The sequence below is a fragment of the Hymenobacter setariae genome (assembly GCF_007713685.1).
Classification (GTDB): Bacteria; Bacteroidota; Bacteroidia; order Cytophagales; family Hymenobacteraceae; genus Hymenobacter; species Hymenobacter setariae.
In genome coordinates this window covers 317,727-335,873 of sequence record NZ_VMRJ01000001.1, presented here as the reverse complement: position 1 = coordinate 335,873, position 18,147 = coordinate 317,727, and the positions used below count along the sequence as shown (strand labels likewise).

Annotated in this window: 15 protein-coding genes; 12 read left to right on the top strand and 3 right to left on the bottom strand. The window is 59.3% G+C overall.

Features of this window, described 5'->3' with window-relative positions; genetic code table 11:
• The first annotated feature begins 37 nt into the window (after positions 1–37).
• The 8 genes from miaE to FNT36_RS01365 all read left to right on the top strand — a co-directional run bounded on the left by miaE (position 38) and on the right by FNT36_RS01365 (position 8,495).
• Positions 38–634 (top strand): tRNA-(ms[2]io[6]A)-hydroxylase, encoded by a 597-nt coding sequence (gene miaE, locus FNT36_RS01400; RefSeq protein WP_144843263.1) that lies wholly within the window; start codon positions 38–40, stop codon positions 632–634.
• A gap of 132 nt (positions 635–766) precedes the next feature.
• Entirely contained in the window at positions 767–1,186 is a 420-nt protein-coding gene (gene tsaE / locus FNT36_RS01395) for a tRNA (adenosine(37)-N6)-threonylcarbamoyltransferase complex ATPase subunit type 1 TsaE (RefSeq protein ID WP_144843260.1), read from the top strand.
• Positions 1,187–1,316: 130 nt separating this feature from the next.
• Positions 1,317–2,543 (top strand): alanine dehydrogenase, encoded by a 1,227-nt coding sequence (locus tag FNT36_RS01390; protein ID WP_144843257.1) that lies wholly within the window; start codon positions 1,317–1,319, stop codon positions 2,541–2,543.
• A 157-nt stretch (positions 2,544–2,700) separates the two neighbouring features.
• A complete protein-coding gene (locus tag FNT36_RS01385) occupies positions 2,701–3,417 on the top strand; it encodes a DUF421 domain-containing protein (RefSeq protein WP_144843254.1) in 717 nt (238 codons plus the stop codon).
• Between the two features lie 127 nt (positions 3,418–3,544).
• Entirely contained in the window at positions 3,545–4,246 is a 702-nt protein-coding gene (locus tag FNT36_RS01380; RefSeq protein WP_144843251.1) for a DUF421 domain-containing protein, read from the top strand.
• Between the two features lie 337 nt (positions 4,247–4,583).
• Positions 4,584–5,474, top strand: a complete 891-nt coding sequence (locus FNT36_RS01375; protein ID WP_144843248.1) for an SDR family oxidoreductase — start codon at positions 4,584–4,586, stop codon at positions 5,472–5,474.
• 179 nt (positions 5,475–5,653) lie between these two features.
• Positions 5,654–6,901, top strand: a complete 1,248-nt coding sequence (locus FNT36_RS01370) for an MFS transporter (protein ID WP_233635589.1) — start codon at positions 5,654–5,656, stop codon at positions 6,899–6,901.
• 295 nt (positions 6,902–7,196) lie between these two features.
• Positions 7,197–8,495: a family 1 glycosylhydrolase gene (locus FNT36_RS01365; RefSeq protein WP_144843242.1), complete on the top strand. Its 1,299-nt coding sequence runs from the start codon at positions 7,197–7,199 to the stop codon at positions 8,493–8,495.
• Positions 8,496–8,620: 125 nt separating this feature from the next.
• On the opposite strand, the gene FNT36_RS01360 is transcribed toward FNT36_RS01365, so the two are convergent.
• Positions 8,621–9,613: a tryptophan 2,3-dioxygenase family protein gene (locus FNT36_RS01360; protein WP_144843239.1), complete on the bottom strand. Its 993-nt coding sequence runs from the start codon at positions 9,611–9,613 to the stop codon at positions 8,621–8,623.
• A gap of 255 nt (positions 9,614–9,868) precedes the next feature.
• On the opposite strand from FNT36_RS01360, the gene sdaAB reads away from it, so the two are divergent.
• From sdaAB to FNT36_RS01340, 4 genes are all read left to right on the top strand, one after another.
• Positions 9,869–10,546, top strand: a complete 678-nt coding sequence (gene sdaAB, locus FNT36_RS01355; RefSeq protein WP_144843236.1) for an L-serine ammonia-lyase, iron-sulfur-dependent subunit beta — start codon at positions 9,869–9,871, stop codon at positions 10,544–10,546.
• Positions 10,547–10,677: 131 nt separating this feature from the next.
• Positions 10,678–12,228 carry a TolC family protein gene (locus FNT36_RS01350; RefSeq protein WP_144843233.1) on the top strand — a complete coding sequence of 517 codons (1,551 nt, stop codon included), beginning with the start codon at positions 10,678–10,680 and terminating at the stop codon, positions 12,226–12,228.
• Positions 12,229–12,354: 126 nt separating this feature from the next.
• Positions 12,355–13,749 carry an efflux RND transporter periplasmic adaptor subunit gene (locus tag FNT36_RS01345; protein ID WP_144843229.1) on the top strand — a complete coding sequence of 465 codons (1,395 nt, stop codon included), beginning with the start codon at positions 12,355–12,357 and terminating at the stop codon, positions 13,747–13,749.
• 81 nt (positions 13,750–13,830) lie between these two features.
• Positions 13,831–14,733 carry a phosphatase PAP2 family protein gene (locus FNT36_RS01340; protein WP_144843226.1) on the top strand — a complete coding sequence of 301 codons (903 nt, stop codon included), beginning with the start codon at positions 13,831–13,833 and terminating at the stop codon, positions 14,731–14,733.
• A gap of 93 nt (positions 14,734–14,826) precedes the next feature.
• On the opposite strand, the gene FNT36_RS01335 is transcribed toward FNT36_RS01340, so the two are convergent.
• Together FNT36_RS01335 and FNT36_RS01330 are read right to left on the bottom strand one after the other, a co-directional pair.
• Complete coding sequence (locus FNT36_RS01335; RefSeq protein ID WP_233635588.1) at positions 14,827–16,356, bottom strand: family 43 glycosylhydrolase; 1,530 nt, start codon at positions 16,354–16,356, stop codon at positions 14,827–14,829.
• 591 nt (positions 16,357–16,947) lie between these two features.
• Positions 16,948–17,808 (bottom strand): S24 family peptidase, encoded by an 861-nt coding sequence (locus FNT36_RS01330; protein ID WP_144843223.1) that lies wholly within the window; start codon positions 17,806–17,808, stop codon positions 16,948–16,950.
• Positions 17,809–18,147 lie beyond the last annotated feature (339 nt).

Here is an 18,147-nt window from a genome sequence, read left to right as displayed (position 1 = left end):
TCTGCGCAATCTGTTTAATCCGTTATAATCTGCGGTCATGAAGACCATTCTTAAGCTCAAGCTCAACTCCGACCCGCGCTGGGCGGATATTGCCAGCAAAAACCTCGAAGAAATTCTGGTAGACCACGCCTATTGCGAGCAAAAGGCGGCCAGCACTGGCATCTCGCTTATCGTGCACTACCCCGAAAAGGAGCGCCTCGTAGACGAACTCACCGCCCTGGTGGCCGAGGAGTGGGAGCACTTCGACCGCGTGGTGAAGGAGCTGCGCAAGCGTGGCCTGCCCCTAGGGCGCCCCCGGCGCGATGAATACGTGGTGCAACTGATGGCGCACGTGCGCAAGGGCGGTGCCCGCGAGCGCCAGCTCATGGACCAGCTCTTGGTGTCGTCGCTCATCGAGGCGCGTTCCTGCGAGCGCTTCAAGTTGTTGTGGCTGCACCTGCAAGACCGCGACCCCGAGCTCAGCCAGTTTTACTACGAGCTCATGGCCAGCGAGGCCGGCCACTTTGTGAGCTACGTGGACCTGGCCAAAGAATATTGCGACCCAGTGGAGGTAGACGCCCGCTTGCAGGAGCTGCTCAAGATAGAAGGCGAGATTGTGGTAAATCTGCCCGTGCGCAACGACCGCATGCACTAAGATAAGCAGTTGTCATTGCAAGGAGGCACGACGAAGCAATCTCTCCTTCTCGCATTGCAGACGCTAGATAAGCCGGAAGGAGAGATTGCTTCGTCGTGCCTTCTCGCAATGACAACGAAATACCAATAGCTTATGCAAATTGATATTCCCAACCTCGCCGCGCTGCCCGCCGCGGCCCAGCAGCTGGCCACTGCCATTGCCGAAAGCGGCCACTCAGTAGTGGCCTTTGAAGGGGAGATGGGCGCCGGCAAAACGACCCTCATCCGGGCCTTAGGTGCCGCGCTGGGCGTGGCCGACGACGTGAGCAGCCCCACCTTCGCGCTGGTCAATGAGTACCGCGACGGACAAGGAAAACCTGTCTATCACTTTGATTTTTACCGCATTGATTCTGAAGAAGAGGCAGTTCGCCTAGGTGCGGCCGAGTACTTCGATTCGGGGTATCTTTGTCTAGTGGAATGGCCTGCCCGTGTGGCAGGTTTATTGCCCACCGCTCACTTACAGGTTGATTTAGCTGTAATGGGTTCAGAATCAAGACAATTATCTATTACTTAAGTATCACTAAGCAAGGAGCAGGTAATACCTAGCAAGTACCGAGTGCCAGGCTGCCAGGGGGCGATGCCCCTGTGTAGAGCCATTAGTTCTTCGATAATTGCTACTTATTCGTTGTTACTTGAAAAAATATATGGCCGAACAGCTACCCCCCGGCTTCGGTGCGCTGGCCACCAGCCGCGCCTACTTCACCCAGGAGTCGATGCTGGCCGTGGAAACGCGCAAGCGCAAGCTCTTCATCGGGCTGCCCAAGGAATCGTTGCTTCAGGAAAACCGCCTAGGTCTCACGCCCGAGGCCGTGCTGCACCTCGTAAACGAAGGCCATGAAGTGATGTTGGAAAGTGGGGCCGGCGAGCCCAGCAAGTACTCCGACCACGACTACTCGGAGGCGGGCGCCACCATCGCCTACTCCACAGATGAGGTGTACAAGGCCGACATCATCCTGAAAGTAGCCCCGCCTACGCTGGAAGAAATTGAGCTGATGCGCCCCGGCCAAACGCTGATTTCGGCCCTGCAAATGGGCACCATGACGCCCGAGTTCATCAATGCACTGGCCCGCAAAAAAGTCAACGCCATTGGCTTCGAGCTGATAAAGGACCCCAGCGGGGCGCGCCCAGTGGTGCGCGCTATGAGCGAAATTGCAGGCTCGACGGTGATGCTGGTGGCGGCTGAGTATCTGGCCCGCTCCAACGAGGGCAAGGGCATCATCCTAGGGGGCATCACGGGGGTGCCGCCGTCGCAGGTCGTGATTTTGGGGGCAGGCACAGTGGCTGAGTACGCGGCCCGCGCTGCCATTGGGCTGGGCGCCGAGGTTAAAGTATTTGACAACCACCTGTATAAGCTGCGCCGCCTCAAGCACAACCTAGGTGCGCAGCTGTATACCAGCACGCTCGATACCTTCGCCCTGAGCCAGCAAATTCGGCGGGCCGATGTGGTAATTGGCGCCCTGGCGGTGGAGGAGGGGCGCATCCCCTTTATGGTGCCCGAAAACATGGTGGCCAGCATGGCAGCCGGCTCCATCATCATCGACATCAGCATTGACCAGGGCGGCTGCTTCGAAACGAGCGAGCTGACTAGCCACAGCAAGCCCGTGTTTCGCAAGTACGATGTGGTGCACTACTGCGTGCCCAACATAGCCTCGCGGGTGCCGCGCACGGCCACCAACGCGCTGAGCAATATCTTCACACCCATTCTGCAAGACATCAGCCAGCAGGGCGGCATCAACGAGGCGCTGTTTACCAACGAGCACTTTCGCAGTGGCGTTTACATTTACAAAGGCTCGCTGACCAATGCGGCTATTGCTAAAAAATTTAACATGCGCTATAAGGAGCTCGGCTTGCTGATTGCGGTGCGCAATTAAGCCTTAGGCTAAGCGCTCCTAGGTCGGGGCACGGTGCAGCTAACTCGGGTAGCGGCGCCGTGCCCCGTATTGTTACATAGCTATTTACCGGCAACCCTGGCCTTTGCGTGAGCGTTAAGTCTCGCTCACGCAAGGTATTAGCAATTCGGTAAGGGATATGAAGAAGGAAGATATTATGTTCGGCGACTGGCAGCGCTGGCTGTTTGGGGAAGCGCCGCCGTCGTTTGTAGGCGAAACGGCCCTGCGGGCGTTCGTGATTTTTCTGTTTATGGTATTCATCATGCGCCTCATGGGCCGCCGCATGAAAGGCCAGATGTCGGTAACCGAGCTGGCCGTAGTGCTGACCCTAGGTGCCGTGATTGCCGGGCCCATGCAGATTCCGACTGCCGGACTGCTCCCCAGCTTCGCCGTGCTGATAGCCCTGTTGTTCATGCACCGCTTCACCAACTGGCTGGCGTATAAGTCGCGCCGGGCTGAGTTGGTGCAGCAAGGCGATGCCGCCCTGCTAGTGCGCGATGGCCAGCTGGACTTGCCTGCTATGCATCGCCAGGCGCTGTCGCAAGAGCAACTATTTGGGCAGCTGCGCAACGAGAGCGTGGCGCAACTGGGCGAGTTACGCCGTGTGTACTTCGAGGCCAATGGCCGCCTGAGCATCTACAAGCTGACTGAGGCGCAGCCTGGCCTAAGCGTATTGCCGCGGGAAGATGCGCCGCCCGCCGCCATCAGCGGCCCCGCTTTCAATAAGAAAGTGTGCGCCACATGCGGCCATGTGCCCACCGATACCGAACACGCCGGCACCCACTGCCTGCGTTGCCAAGCCGATAATTGGGTACCGGCGTCGCTGGTAAAAACCGGCAAAGAGGGGAAAGAATAAGCCCTAGGTTCCCTAATGAGTTAGCGCACGGGTGAGGCCACGTGCAGGCAAGTAGCCTGGGCGCCAGGCTACTATGCGCACCAAAAAATAAAATACTGCTTTACAACTCCTTCTAGCTGATACGATTATGCCGCCCCCTCCTCCTCCCCATATTACCGACTACATGCGCATCTTGATGGGCGACGTACCCTGGAGCTTTTTGCTCGAGTGCTCGCTGCGCCTAGTGGCCATGTACCTGCTGCTGCTCACGGGCCTGCGCCTGATGGGCAAGCGCCAAGCCGGGCAAGTTAGCCGCACCGAGCTGGCTGGCCTGGTATCGATAGCTGTGAGCATTGGTATTCCGCTGCTCTCGCCCGACCGGGGCCTGCTGGCGCCCATTGCTATTGTGGCCACTGTAGTGGTGCTGCACCGCTTCGTGACGCGGTGGGCCGCCCACCGCCCCACCGCCGAGCGCCTGCTGCAAGGTACCGTCACGACGGTCGTCGTCGATGGGGTCATGCAGTTGCCGATTATGGAGCGTGTGGTGCTGTCGCGCGAGCGGCTGTTTGCTCAGTTGCGCGGCGATAGCCTAGAGCACCTAGGGCAGGTAAAGCGCCTGTACATGGAAGCCAATGGCACGTTTAGCATGGTCGAAGCTGACGAGCCGGCGCCAGGCTTATCCATCGTGCCGGGTTGGGACGAAGACTTCCGAAAACTGCAGCCCGTAGTGGCGGGCAAGTTTGCCTGTGTGGCTTGCGGGTACGTGGAAGATGCCCCCCAGTCGCCTACTAAAGACTGCCCATGCTGCCATGCTAGCGCCTGGCACCCGGCCGTAGAAGTAATAAAATAAAGGCCGTTGCCTGCGGCTAGCAGCCCGCCTGAGGCTGGGTTAGATACGCCCCGAAGACGGTAGGGCTTACTGGGTGGAAAAGGCAGAAATGACTAGTCTCGACAATAACCTGCTGGTCGATAGGCTAGTATTTATCTAAGAAAATAATGTGCACCATCCCATCTGGGTCGCCCTAGGGTATAAGTTGACGCAATACAGCATACAGTCCGCTGGTGGGGTCCAGCTAGGCTGGTGAGCGCAACCATCGTAGCCGAGTAGCCGCCGGTCGGCCTTGGCTGCGAGCCGCTCGCTAGCCTGGCCGGACCTTCTCTTTATAACCGCTTTAAGAATACTTTTTATGTCTTTAGCAACTACTCAGCCTATCCTCATTACCGGCAGCACCGGTACCCTAGGGCAGGCTTTCCAGCGCGTGTGCCGCATTCGGGGCCTGCACGCCATCACCCTCACCCGCGCCGCGCTCGACATCGCCGATGCGCACGCCATCACCCATGCCCTGCGTTGCTACCAGCCCTGGGCCGTGGTCAATGCGGCTGGCTACGTACGCGTCGATGAGGCCGAGGCAGATGCCGACCGCTGCTACCGCGAAAACACCACCGGCCCCGAGCTACTGGCCGCCGCCTGCGCCGCCCAAGGTGTGCAGCTGCTCACGTTTTCGTCAGATTTAGTGTTCGATGGCCAGCAGACGACGCCTTACCGCGAAGGCGATGCTCCTCGCCCTTTGAGCGTGTATGGCCACAGCAAGCAGCTGGCCGAGCAAGCCGTGTTGACCCAGCTACCCAGCGCTCTAGTGGTGCGCACCAGCGCGTTTTTCAGCGCCTGGGACGAGCACAATTTTGTATATCACGCTCTCACTGCCGCCCGCCGTGGCGAAGACTTTGTGGCGGCCGACGACCTGCTCATTTCACCCACCTACGTACCCGACCTCGTCAACCACAGCCTCGACTTACTGCTCGACCAAGCCCAGGGCCTGTGGCACCTCGCCAACGAAGGCGCTTACACCTGGGCCGAGCTGGCTCGCTTGGCGCTGCGCGTGGCGGGCCTAGATGAGGCATATGTAGTGCCCCGCCCCGCCGCCAGCTTTGGCTGGGCCGCCCGCCGCCCGCGCTACAGTGTGCTGGCTAGTCAGCACGGCCTGCTGCTGCCCAGTGTGGAAAGCGGCCTGCACCGCCACCTAGAAGATGAGCGGCTGTTGCAATCGGCCAATCCGCCGGCGATACTGGTGGGGTAGTAGGAGCGCTCGCTTGCTATCACCAACGAAAAATTCGAAGTGATAGGCGAGCGGTTACTGGAGGTTGCGCCGCGATTCGGCCCTAGGTAAGCTCGACGCTATCTGCCTCATTAGTAACCCCAACCATATCTAAGCCGCTCGGGCTGCGTTGAACGCAGGGTACTCACTACATGGCCACAATGGAAGCAAAAACACGCAGCTTGAAAGGCCTGGATTGGGTGAGCCTGCTCATGTCCGATGTAAAGGACGGGGTGGGGGTGTACCTGTCGGTGTACTTGCTCACGGTGCGCCACTGGTCAGCCGATGAAATTGGGATTGTCATTGCCGCGCCCAGCATTATTGGCTTGCTGGTGCAGGCCCCCGCAGGCGCCCTCATCGACCGCACCCGGCACAAGCGCCTGCTGCTAATTGTGGCATCGCTCATTATCGCGGTGTGCTGCCTGGCTGTGGTAGTAAATAGCAGCTTTTACCCGGTGCTGTTTTCGCAACTAGGGGTAGGGTTCACGCAGTCGGTATACGCGCCGTGCGTGGCGGCTATCACGCTGGGCATTGTGGGGCAGGCGGCGCTGTCGCAGCGCGTGGGGCGCAACGAAAGTTTCAACCACCTAGGCAACATGCTAGCCGCTATCATTGCGGGCCTCATTGGGCGTTATATCTCCTACGAGGGTATTTTTTACTTTGCCATTGTGCAGTGCTTACTGCTCGTGGTGGCGGTGCTGGTGGTACGCGAGCAAGACATCGACCACGACCTGGCGCGGGGCGCCACTGCTGAAACCGGGCAGCCCGCTAGCGTAGCCGGCGTAAAAGAGTTGCTGTCTAACCGCAATATTCTGGTTTTTACCATCGCCATTGCGTTGTTTCACTTCGCCAATGCGCCCATGCTGCCGCTGCTGGGGCAGAAGCTAGGTTTGGCCGACCAAAAAAACTCGTCGCTCTACTTATCGGGCGCCATCATTGTGGCCCAAGGTGTAATGGTATTCGTGGCCAAGTACGCGGGCAAGGCCTCCGAAAACGGCCGCAAGAAGGTGCTGCTGGCCGCCTTTGTGCTGCTGCCGGTGCGGGCGCTGCTCTTCGCTTTCGTGGATAATCCAATTGCCCTCACCGCCATTCAACTGCTCGATGGCATCGGGGCCGGCCTGCTGGGCGTCGTGACCCTGCTCATGATAGCCGACCTAAGCAACGGTACCGGCCGGTTTAATCTGCTGCAAGGCGTCGTGTACTCGGCCATTGGGCTGATGGCGGCGCTCAGCAGCATTGGGGCGGGCTACGTGGTGAAGAACTTTGGCTACATGGTAGGCTTTTGCGTGCTGGCGGGCATGGGCGGGCTGGCCACTGTTTTTTACTGGCTGCTGGTGCCCGAAACCAAGGATATCGAGCTCGCCGCGCCGGCTGGCCCCGAGGTAGCCCTAGAGGCGCAGGGGGCCTAACCCAGCGGGTTGGCACCTAAAATCGGCCGGCACTATAAGCTGCGCCGCAATCGGGTAGCCCCTGCCTTCTGGCGCAGTGCTGCCCACGCTGGCGACTAAAAAAATGCGAGCTGTTGCGCCAGCGTGCTTCGCGCTCAAACTGGCTGGTATAGCCTGCCTGACGGCGGGGCTTACCCCAGTAAGAGGTATAGGCAGCGTAGGATATTGGTAACTTGAAAGTTAAGTGCTGAGTATAGATAGGGAAGCAGAAGTTGACCGAGCGGGTACTACCCGCCCTAGGATAGTACACACTTGTATGAAGCAAACAAAAATCGAAATATGGGGTGGGGTAGAATGCACGTGCCGGCGCGTCGGTGATGCCTACTCCAACCAACTGACGCGCAACGGCCACTGGGAGCGGGTCGAAGACCTAGACCAGTTTGCCGCCATGGGGCTGCGCACCCTGCGCTATCCCATTTTATGGGAGCACGTAGCCCCCGAAAGCCTCGACCGCCCCGACTGGCGCTGGGCCGACGAGCGGCTGGCTCGCCTGCGCGAACTAGATATTACGCCCATCGTGGGGCTGGTGCACCACGGCAGCGGCCCGCGCTACACGGCCCTCAACCAAGACAACTTTGCCCCCGGCTTGGCCCGCTACGCGCGCATGGTGGCCGAGCGCTACCCGTGGGTCACGGATTACACGCCCGTCAACGAGCCGCTCACCACGGCTCGCTTTAGTGGGCTCTATGGCCTGTGGTACCCCCACGGACGCGACGACCGTACCTTTGTGCGCCTGCTGCTCAACCAACTGCACGCTACCTGGCAGGCCATGCGCGCCATTCGGGAAGTGAACCCGGCGGCCCGGCTTGTGCAAACGGAGGACCTAGGGCAAGCCCACGGCACCCCCGCTCTGGCCCGGCAGGTGGAGTTTGAAAACCACCGGCGCTGGCTGACGTTCGACATCCTGACCGGCAGCCTCACGCCCAGCCATCCGCTGTGGACCTACCTGCGCACCAACGGTATCGAAGAAGCCGAATTGCAGCTGTTTATTGACAATCCGCTGCCTCCCGACGTGCTAGGCATCAACCACTACGCTACCAGCGAGCGCTATCTTGACGAGCGGATGGCCCTGTTTCCAGGAATGCCCGCCTTGCGCGGTCTGCACCACTCGGCCTACGCCGACTTGCAGGCCCTGCGGGTAGAGGGCGCGCCGGTGGCGGGCCCCGAAGTGTTGCTCCGCACCGTGTGGGAGCGCTATGGCCTGCCGCTGGCCATCACGGAGGCCCACCTAGGCTGCACCCGCGAGGAACAAATGCGCTGGCTCTACCAACTCTGGCAGGTAGCCAACCGGCTGCGCGATAGCGGCGTCGATTTACGAGGCTTCACGGTTTGGTCGCTGCTAGGTGCCTTTGATTGGGACAACCTGCTCACCCAAGACGGCGCCTCTTATGAGCCCGGCGTGTTTGACGTGCGCGGGGCGCAGCCCCGGCCCACCGCCCTACATGCGCTAGTGCAAGGCTTGGCCCTGCAAGGCGACTATGAACATCCCGTGCTAACGGCCCCTGGCTGGTGGCAGCGGCCCATTCGCTTCGATTGGTCAGTGAAAGCTGCCTAGGGCCAACGCATTAGGAAACGAATTAGAATATAAAAGGGCTAGTACGGTAGCGTACTAGCCCTTTTATATTCCCGTTGGAGCGACTTACCAATTTTCTCGCGATTGCCAGCGGCTAAGCCTAGCCGCTAGCTTTCCTCACCCAGCACTTTTTCCACCCAGCCTTTGCCCCAGTCTTCTAGCTCCTGCGCGCTCCAAAGCTGGGGGTAGAAAATGCGCCGCTGAAACTTGGGCGGCAGGTAGCTGCGCCAGTTGGTGCCGCCGGTGGCGGGCACGTCGTTGGGGTCGCGCTGGAGGTAGCGCACGGCCGACTTGTAGTGCATGAGCGGCCAGTTCACGTTCACGTTCACATCGAGTTGCTTGAGGGCGCGCAGCAGGCGCGGGTGCTGGCGCTCGGCCTCGGACAGGCGCTGCACCACGGCCCAGGCGTTGCGGTGCTGGAAATGGCGGGCGTGGGCCAGCAGGTCGCCCGCGTACTTGCGCTCAAATTCAGTTAGGGTTAGGGCCTTGGCGCCGGTTTCCTCGACCGTAGCGCCCGCCTGCCAATAGATACAGCCCATAAACTGCTCGTGGGTGGGGGCGTCGCCGAGCAAGCGGCGCTTTTCTTCGGGCACCAGATTGGCGAGGTCGGTGCTGGCAATTTCGATGTAGCGGTACTGCACGCTCTGGAAGCCCGAGGCGGGCATCAGGCTCAGCCGGAATTGCAAAAATTGCTGCTTATCCATGCCGTCCACCATCACATCGAACGAGTCTATCAGGTTCTCAAAGTAGCGGTTTACGCGACCTAGGCGCAGCACCACTTCGCCCAGGGTCGGCGCTTGCAGCTCACCCAGTTGCTCATACTCGCGCAGGCAGAGCTTGAAATACAACTCCGTGATTTGGTGGTAGATGATGAAAATTTCCTCGTCGGGAAACTTCGTGAGCGGGCGCTGCAGGCTCAGCAGAGTATCCAGCTCGATGTAGTCCCAATAGTTGATGTAGTCGGCGTGGTAGAGGCCTTCGAGGTAGGCCGCTAGGTCTTGGCCATCGGCGGCGTAGCGCTGCTGTAAGCGGCGCAATTGGGCCAGCACAGCGGGCGAAAATTCGTCGGCGGACAAGGGCGAAGTGGGCTGGTCAGACATAAGCAAGAGGGCAGGAGCCACTGCAAATATCGGCCCGCCCGCCCGCGCCATGCCCAAGGTTGGGCGCCACGCCCTAATTTTAGCCCCGCATGAAAAAGTTATGAGGCAAGCAGTAAGAAAGTAAGCTGGTGAGTAGGTAAGGGGAAAACATGAGGCAAGCAGGATGAGAAAGCACAACACCCTACCGCTCACCTACCTCTTCGCCTCCGAGCCCGAGCCCCTTCTCACCCTAACCTTCTTATCCCACCCCAATCCGTGGCCGAGAAATCCAGCATTTTTGATATGATAGGGCCCGTGATGATAGGGCCCAGCTCGTCGCACACGGCGGGGGTTGTGCGCATTGCGCGGGCCGCCATTCGCATCTTGGGCGCGCTGCCCACCGAGGCCGTCATCACGTTTTACAACTCCTTTGCCCGCACCTACGAGGGCCACGGCTCGGACCGCGCCATTGTGGCCGGCCTCCTAGGGTACGCTACTGATGATGAGCGCATCCGCACGGCCTTCGACCACGCCGCCGAGGCTGGCCTGCGCTACACGTTTCAGAGCGTGGGCAACGCCTCGACGCTGCACCCCAACACCATCAAGCTCAACCTGACCGGGCCCGATGGCCACCGCGTGGAGGTGGTGGGCCAGAGCCGGGGTGGCGGCGTCATTCGCATTGTGGAGGTCGATGGCTTCGGCTGCGACTTTTCGGGGGCGCTGCACACGCTCATCATCGATGCCAATGACGTGCCGGGCTCCATTGCCTTCATTGCCTCAGTTATCGCTCACGATGACTGTAACATCGCCACCATGTTTGTGTCGCGCAAAGGCAAAAATGAGGCCGCCCGGCAATTTATCGAGATGGACAGTCCCATCAACGACATCACCCTGGCTTACCTGCGGCAACTACGCTGGGTGCATCACATCACTTACATCCCCACCCTCGAATGACGAGCCCCTGTAATGCCCGCGCCCGGTGCAGCGATGCAGGCGGCAGCGCCGCCTAGGGGCTCTAAAATACCGGCCGAGTGGCTTCGTCTTCGCTCCCGGCCACCCTCTACACCTTCGTTTCTTTTCCGCTTATGACTGCAAAAACTACCTGCCTACCCCCAGGTCACGTAGCGCTGGCCCTAGCAGGCCTGCTGGCTGCCGGGCCTGTGGCGGCCCAAACGACTCCGCAGCCCGCCCGCCCAGCCACGGCCCCCGCAGCAGCGATGGCTACGCCGGCGGTGGCGGCTACTGGCCCCTGGGGCCTGCAGCGCACCATCGACTACGCGCTCGAGCACAACATTGGGTTGCGCATCAATCAGTTGACGGTGCAGAGCAATGCTCAGGTATTGCGCCAAAGCAAGGCGGCGCTGCTACCCACGGCCAACCTCAGCGCCAGCCAAGCCTGGCAGTACGGCACCAGCGTTAACCCGCTCACGTATGAATTTCAGAGCCAGACGGTGCGCTCAAACAACGTGTCGGGCAACTCGCAGCTGGTGTTGTTCCAGGGTTTTCAATTGCGCAATACCATCCGGCGCAATGCTCTGGACTTGCAGGCGAGCGAAGCCGATGTGCAAAAGGCGCGCAACGACCTAAGCCTGAACGTAGCTTCATATTTCTTGCAGCTGGTGCTAGCGCAAGAGCTGGTGCGCGCCAATCAGTTTTACGTGACGCGCGACCAGGAGCAGATTGCCCGCACCAAGCTGCTGCTGCAAGCCGGCAGCATTCCGGAAAGTACCCTGCTCGACAGCCAAAGCCAATTGGCCACCGACGAGCTGAACGTGACCACCGCCCAGAACCAGGCCAACGTGGCGCGGCTCAACCTGCTGCAGCTGCTCAACCTAGACCCGGCTGCTAATCCTGACTTTCAGATTGAAGTGCCCGACTTGCCCGACCCCGACGCCGAGGCACCCCTAGCTCTGAATACCAACGACATATTTCAGGGGGCCGCTACCCGGCAGCCCGAAATCAAGGCCGCCGACCTGCGCGTGCTTAGTGCTGGCCGCAGCGTCGAGCTGGCGCGGGGCGCCTACTACCCACGGTTGGTTTTGGCTGGTAGCATATTTAGCGGCTTTTCGTCGGCGCGTACGGTCACGCAGATTGGTGGCGACTCCACGGCGCGGCGCACCACCTTCTTCGTGCAAAACCCTACGACGCCCGGCGGTCCGCTCACGCCGCTGAGCGTTATCACCTACCAGCGCAACCTCAGTACTCTGCCCCAGAGCTACTGGGACCAGCTTAGCCAGAACCTAGGCCAGCAGGTGCAATTCGCACTCAATATCCCGATTCTGAATGGCTTGCAGGTGCGCACCAATGTGCAGCGCACGCTCATCAATGCCCAGCAGGTGCAGCTGCAAGCCGAGCAAGCGCGCCTCACGCTGCGCCAAAGTATCGAGCAGGCCTATGCCGACGCCCGCGCCGCCCAGCTGCAGTATGCCGCCGCCCGCCGCCAGGTAGAGGCCCTAACCGTGACGCAGCGCAACGCCGAGATTCGCTTCAACAACGGCCTGCTCAGCGGCACCGAGTTTAACGTCACGAAGAATAACCTCAACTTCGCCATCTCCAACCAGCTCCAGGCCAAGTACACCTTCATCTTCCGGCGCAAGGTGCTGGACTTCTATCAAGGCAAGCCGCTGGCGCTGTAGCAATTGAGTAGCTACCTAATGGCTGTGAGCTGTTAGCTGCTGGTTGACGGTAAAATCACTAATACTTGAAAAAGCTGGTAGCTAAGGGCTGCATAAAAGCCCCTGCTACTAGCTAACAGCTTAAAAATGAAAAATAACCGACTCCTTTATATTCTCCTAGGTCTCATCGTAGTGCTGATTGGCGGCTACGCGGTGGCCAAAAAACAAGGCTGGATAGGCAAGCCCACCGGCACCGAAGTGACGGCCGCTAAGGCTGGGCCCGCGACTATCGTGGAGAAAGTGAGTGCCTCGGGCAAGGTGCAGCCCGAAACCGAAGTAAAAATCTCGCCCGACGTATCGGGCGAAATCACTGAGCTCTACGTGCAGGAGGGCGACTCGGTGAAGAAAGGCCAGTTGCTGCTGCGCATTCGGCCCGACAACTACGAGGCTATGGTGAGCCAGCAGACTGCCGTGGTGGGCACCCAGCGCGCCAATGTGAGCCAGGCCCAGGCCCAGCTAGAGCAGCAAACCGCTAACGCCCGCCAAACCGAGCTGACCTACCGCCGCCAAGCTTCGTTGTTTAAGCAAAAGGTGATTTCGCAGGCCGATTACGAAGCTGCCCAAGCGGCCTACAACGCCTCGCAGGAGCAGCTACGGGCCATCCGGGCACAGATTACGGCGGCCCAGAGCAGCGTGCGCAGCGCCCAGGCTGGCCTGAGCGAAGCCCAGAAAAACCTGAACAAGACGACCATCTACGCGCCAGTAAGCGGTACGGTCAGTAAGCTCAACGTGAAAAAAGGCGAGCGCGTGGTGGGCACCACCCAAATGGCGGGTACCGAAATCATGCGCATTGCCAACCTCAATAACATGGAGGTGCGGGTAAGCGTGAATGAGAACGACATCATTCGGGTGCAGCTCGGCGACTCGGCCGATGTAGAAGTGGACTCCTACACCACCCAGAACGAGAAGTTTAAGGGCGTCGTGACGGCCATTGCCAACACGGCCAAGGACGCCCTCACCGCCGAGGCCGTGACGGAGTTTGAGGTGCGTGTGCGTCTGCTGCCCGAAAGCTACCGCCACCTCGTGAAAACGGGCCCCGCCGGCCGCACTACGGTGCCCTTCCGCCCGGGCATGACGGCCTCGGTTGACATCATTGCCGAGCGCAAGGCCGGCGTACTGAGCGTGCCGCTGGCCGCCGTGACGACCCGCTCCGACTCGGCTAAGACGCAGGAGCAAGGCGGGGGCATTCGCGTTGGTCCTAACCGCGGCACGGCTACCAAGGTCGAAGGCCCCGCGGCCCCCAAGCCCAAGATTGAGGAAGTTGTATTTGTGATTAAAAATGGCAAAGCTGTGATGACGCCGGTAAAAACTGGCATCAGCGACTTTCAGAACATTGAGATTATTAGTGGCCTCACCGCTGGCACCGAAGTAGCCAGCGGGCCCTTCCGGGCCGTGGCCAAAACGCTAAAAGATGGGGCACACGTGCTTGTAAAAGATGCCGCCAGCCTCAGCAAAGCGAGCACCGAAGACGCGGGCAAATAACTTTGCACCGCGCCAGCCACTTTTGGTTGGGCCGCCCCGCGCCGCTTGGCACGGGGCGGCTCTTTTTTTTTGCCTGCTACTATGACCAACTTTTTTACCTCTACAGCCCGGTCGGCGAGTGCTAGTCTGCGCCGCCTGGCTCTAGGTATCGGCCTGGGCGCCAGCTTGCTCACTGGTGCCGCGCTGCCCGCCCAGGCGCAAATACTGCCCACGCCCGCCACTGCCGCACCCACCGACACCACGCTGCGCAAGTACCAGACGCTGCCCGGCACGCCCCCCCGGCCCTGGTATCAGAGCAAGGTCTTTAAGGCGACCGTAGTGCCGGCCATACTCATTGGCTACGGCATTAGCGTGGTCGATGAACACGGTTTTTACTCGTCCTATGATGCCCGGCGTGACATTCAGCGCAACTTTCCCAACTTTAATAGTCACCTCGACGACTATATGCAGTGGGCTCCCTACCTAGAGCTGGGCGCCGTGCTGGCCTTTGGGGTGGAGAGCCGCAACGACCGCGTGAACCTGGCCCTCATCCTGGCTAAGTCGGAGGCCATCATGCTGGGTTCGGTGTTTATTGTGAAAACCCTGACCCGGCACGAGCGCCCCGATGGCTCCGATTTTCGCTCGTTTCCGTCGGGCCACACGGCGCAGGCTTTTCTGGCGGCCAGCATCGTACACACCGAGCTGCGCGAAAAAAGCCAGTGGTACGGCATCGGGGCCTACACTATTGCTACCACGGTTGGGGCCTTCCGAATGCTCAACAACAAGCATTGGGAGGCCGACGTGTTTGCCGGTGCCGGCTTCGGCATTTTGTCGGCACACCTGGCCTACCTCACGCACCGCCACCGCTGGGGGCGCCACCCCGCCGACCGCCAGGGTGTGGGCCTAGGTGCGCCCGTGGTGCCGCCGCGCGGCCTCTGGCAGGCTACCCCCACCATGCTGCCGGGCGGCACGCCGGGCGTTACGTTTACCTGGGCGGCCAAGTAGTAGGCGCCATAGCCCCCAGTCACACCAAAAGGTCCAGCAGCCACCGTAGCTGCTGGACCTTTTGGTTTTTTGTGTAGCGCAGGCAAGAAGTGTCTACCGCTGGTTGCGCAGAATAAAGTTGTGGAAAGTTGCCGTAGCCTCGGCTTCCCCCTGGGCCACCAGAGCCAGCCGCACACCGCGGTCCCAAGGCGGCAGGTAGGTGCCATTCACGGCGAAGCTTTCGGTAGGTATAGGCTGCCATGTGGCGCCATCGGTGCTATAAGCAAAGCGGTAGCGCTGGCCGCCCCACACCTCCAAGCGTAGCGTGAGCGTGGCGCAAGGCTCCACAAAGATGGACGTGAGGCACTGCTGCTTGCCGCTCTTGAGGTGCCACACCTGCAGCTGGCCATTGCCAGCCATTAGGGCCAGGGCATTGTAGGGGTCACCCACGGCAGCCAAGCCAGCAAAGGTGTCGGCGGGCAGGGCCGCAAAGTCGAGGGTGGTAGCGGCTTTGTAAGTAGCCGTATGGGTGCGCCGGGCCACTACGGCACCTAGGCGCGAAGGCTCGGCACTGAGGTGTAGTTGGCCATTGGCCACGGCCGTCGCCGGTTGCTGGTTAATAGGCCACTGCCACTCCAGCCCAAGTCGGCTGCCCTCAAACTCGTCGGCCACGTGCAGGCGCCCTAGGTCGGTGAGGGGCGGCGCCTGGGGGCTGCGCCGCACAAACTCGGGCCAGCCTTCGGCGTTCCAGGTAAATTCACTTAGCAGACCCTGGCGGCCCACAAACTCGTGGCTTTGCTTGAAATAAGCGTGGTGCAGCAAAAACCAGCGCCCGTCTAGCTCCGTCACGGTGCCGTGGCCGGGGCACTTCCAAGTATCATTGCTGTCCAGGATGGGGTTCTGAGCGTACTTTTCCCAGGGCCCCAGCAGTGCCCGCGAGCGGGCCACGCCAGTGGCGTACTGGCAGCCCTTGCCGCAGCAGCTGTTGCCAGCATAAAACATATAAAACCAGCCGTTATGCCGTACCAGGGCCGAGCCCTCTACTAGTGGGCCCTCCCAGCGCACATCGTTGGTAAAGAGCTCGGTAGCTTCCCCAATAAGGGCCGTGCGCTCGTCGTTGAGACGCTGCGCCCAAATGGGTGTTTCCTGGTAGCACGAGTTGCCGTCTTCTTTCCAGATTAGGTATAAGTCGCCGTGCTCATCGGGAATGGCGAAGCCATCAATGGAGCCCGCTTCTTGGCCTACCAACGGGCCGTGGTCATGGTAGGGGCCGGCAGGATGGTCGGCGCTGGCCACGGCTACGCACAGCATACCACCCTTCTTGCGAGCGGTGTAGTATATATAGGTGCGGCCGTTTTCTTGGTAAAATTCAGGAGCCCAAAAATTAGAGCCAGCCCAGTCGGGCAGCTTATCCGGAAACACGTGCCCTACCAGTTCCCAGTCGAGCAAGTTCTTAGAAGAAAACAGTGGAAATACCGCGCCCCACTCGGCCGAGGTAGCGCTAGCCCAATAGGTATCCCCAATTTTAATAACCGTCGGGTCTGGATGGTCACCCGGCAGTACCACTTGGTCGTACGAAGGGTGGGGGAGGGCCGGAGCCACCTGGGGCGCCTGGGCGGGAGTTAAGAGTAGTTCGACTGACACGGGAATAAGTTTGCGTAAAGAGTAAAGAATAGAAAAAAAGAAAGAATAGCAATACTCGCTCTTTCGGTGGTAAAGGTACACTAAGCAAGCGAATAACAAGCGAGCAATATAATTTTTTAGTGAAACTAGCTGTCCCTGCTTTTAAATGTTAATGCTGAGTTACTCACCTATGAAAATTTTATTAGCAATAATATATCCATTTTTAGGCTTGTGAAGGTCCTAATGGCAAGGTGTCTTGTGTTAATACAACTTATTGTGAGTGAGATGCTACTATGTACGTTAATTTAATTATTGTAAGAACAATCCGTGTTGTAATAATAGCGCCGATTACTTAGTTTTTTACTGAGAATTGGTATTGATTTAGGGCTTATCCTAGGTGGATGATTTATCTATATTGCCCTTTAATTCCCAATTTTAGAAAACGTTTTTACTAGGATGAAGCATCGCTTACCTAGGCTTATCCACTGCAGGCTACGTTTGCTGTACTACCCTAAACACTAAGGGCACCTTCCGCCCGTGGCCGAAGGTGCCCTTAAGTAGGCGAAAAAGCTATTACTAAGCCCCGGGCACGCGAGAGCAACTGGCTAGTTATCAGCGGGCTGCTTCGGCCGAGGCGTTTTCCTCTAGGTGCCGCCGCACCTCTCCTTTGTCGAAGCCTAATACCTCTATCACTTCCCACAGTCGCTCCACCGTTACGTCGGGCGCGCTAGGTAGGTAGGTTGAGATGTAGCCCCGCACCCGCCACAACTGCGCAATATCGGCGCAGTCCATAGGGTAGGGCTTGCGATGGTGGTTGTCCGAGTACAGCATTACCGTCATGTCGTGGGCCGTGATGCGCTCCCGAATGCGCTTGAGCATGACGCTCTCCGCCGTCACCACTACGTACACGTCGCCCGGCTCCAGCAGACGCCAGTTGTCAACATAGGAGGCCACAACTACATCGCGGTGGTTGAGCGTGGGTTCCATACTGTCGCCAGCCACCTCAAAGGCCCGGTAAGTGCCATGCTCAAATCCCGGAATGCGGTAGCGAGGCAGGTCTTGCAGGTATACCGCTTCGTTGTGCTGCACCGAGTAGCCCGCTTGCGCTTGCACCGGCACCAGTTCTGTATTTTCATTGCCCGCACTATCCACCGTGATGGTTAGCACCTGCCCGCTGTTTATCACCGGTGGCCGCCCTCCTGCTAGCGCTGCTCGGCTTGTAGTCGGAGCCGCATCGGTAGCTGGCGCCCGCAGCATGCCGCCCTCACCCAGCACTAGCCAGCCCGGCGATACTTCCGGAAAAGCGCGCAGCATATCTACAAGTGTAGGAAAGCTGGGTTCCGTTCCCGACAGTATCTTGTACATCTTGCTATTGGTGCTGTAGCCCAGTTTGGTGGTCAAGCTATTTGCATTGAGGCCATAGTAGGCCACCATTTCGGCTATGCGTGTCGTGACACTGCTCGATTTGCTCATATATATCGGTGAAATGCTGGCTGGCCTCTAGGGTGAGCTTTACGTATAATTTTGAGTGGCTTATACGTAAAGTTTGCAGCAAATATAGATGATTCTGCATCAGTTGCCCATAATTATATAACCGACACTGGGGTTTTTTAGGCTTAAGCTGGCAAGTTTCTACAGGATTTCCCAGCAGCTACAGCGGTACAGTTCGGCTCAGTCATACTGCTCTGTTGTTCGATGACATAATTTCAAAAGGATGTCTGTCATTGTTCCTAGGTCTAGTCCTTACTCGAAAACGGCTGACCTTTCACTAACATTAAGGTCTGCCTAGTACCTGACAAGTCTATACAATAG

Coding starts and splice junctions, on each gene's coding strand:
- miaE (WP_144843263.1), top strand. CDS start 38: ATGAAGACCATTCTTAAGCTCAAGCTCAACTCCGACCCGCGCTGGGCG.
- tsaE (WP_144843260.1), top strand. CDS start 767: ATGCAAATTGATATTCCCAACCTCGCCGCGCTGCCCGCCGCGGCCCAG.
- FNT36_RS01390 (WP_144843257.1), top strand. CDS start 1,317: ATGGCCGAACAGCTACCCCCCGGCTTCGGTGCGCTGGCCACCAGCCGC.
- FNT36_RS01385 (WP_144843254.1), top strand. CDS start 2,701: ATGAAGAAGGAAGATATTATGTTCGGCGACTGGCAGCGCTGGCTGTTT.
- FNT36_RS01380 (WP_144843251.1), top strand. CDS start 3,545: ATGCCGCCCCCTCCTCCTCCCCATATTACCGACTACATGCGCATCTTG.
- FNT36_RS01375 (WP_144843248.1), top strand. CDS start 4,584: ATGTCTTTAGCAACTACTCAGCCTATCCTCATTACCGGCAGCACCGGT.
- FNT36_RS01370 (WP_233635589.1), top strand. CDS start 5,654: ATGGAAGCAAAAACACGCAGCTTGAAAGGCCTGGATTGGGTGAGCCTG.
- FNT36_RS01365 (WP_144843242.1), top strand. CDS start 7,197: ATGAAGCAAACAAAAATCGAAATATGGGGTGGGGTAGAATGCACGTGC.
- FNT36_RS01360 (WP_144843239.1), bottom strand. CDS start 9,613: ATGTCTGACCAGCCCACTTCGCCCTTGTCCGCCGACGAATTTTCGCCC.
- FNT36_RS01350 (WP_144843233.1), top strand. CDS start 10,678: ATGACTGCAAAAACTACCTGCCTACCCCCAGGTCACGTAGCGCTGGCC.
- FNT36_RS01345 (WP_144843229.1), top strand. CDS start 12,355: ATGAAAAATAACCGACTCCTTTATATTCTCCTAGGTCTCATCGTAGTG.
- FNT36_RS01340 (WP_144843226.1), top strand. CDS start 13,831: ATGACCAACTTTTTTACCTCTACAGCCCGGTCGGCGAGTGCTAGTCTG.
- FNT36_RS01330 (WP_144843223.1), bottom strand. CDS start 17,808: ATGAGCAAATCGAGCAGTGTCACGACACGCATAGCCGAAATGGTGGCC.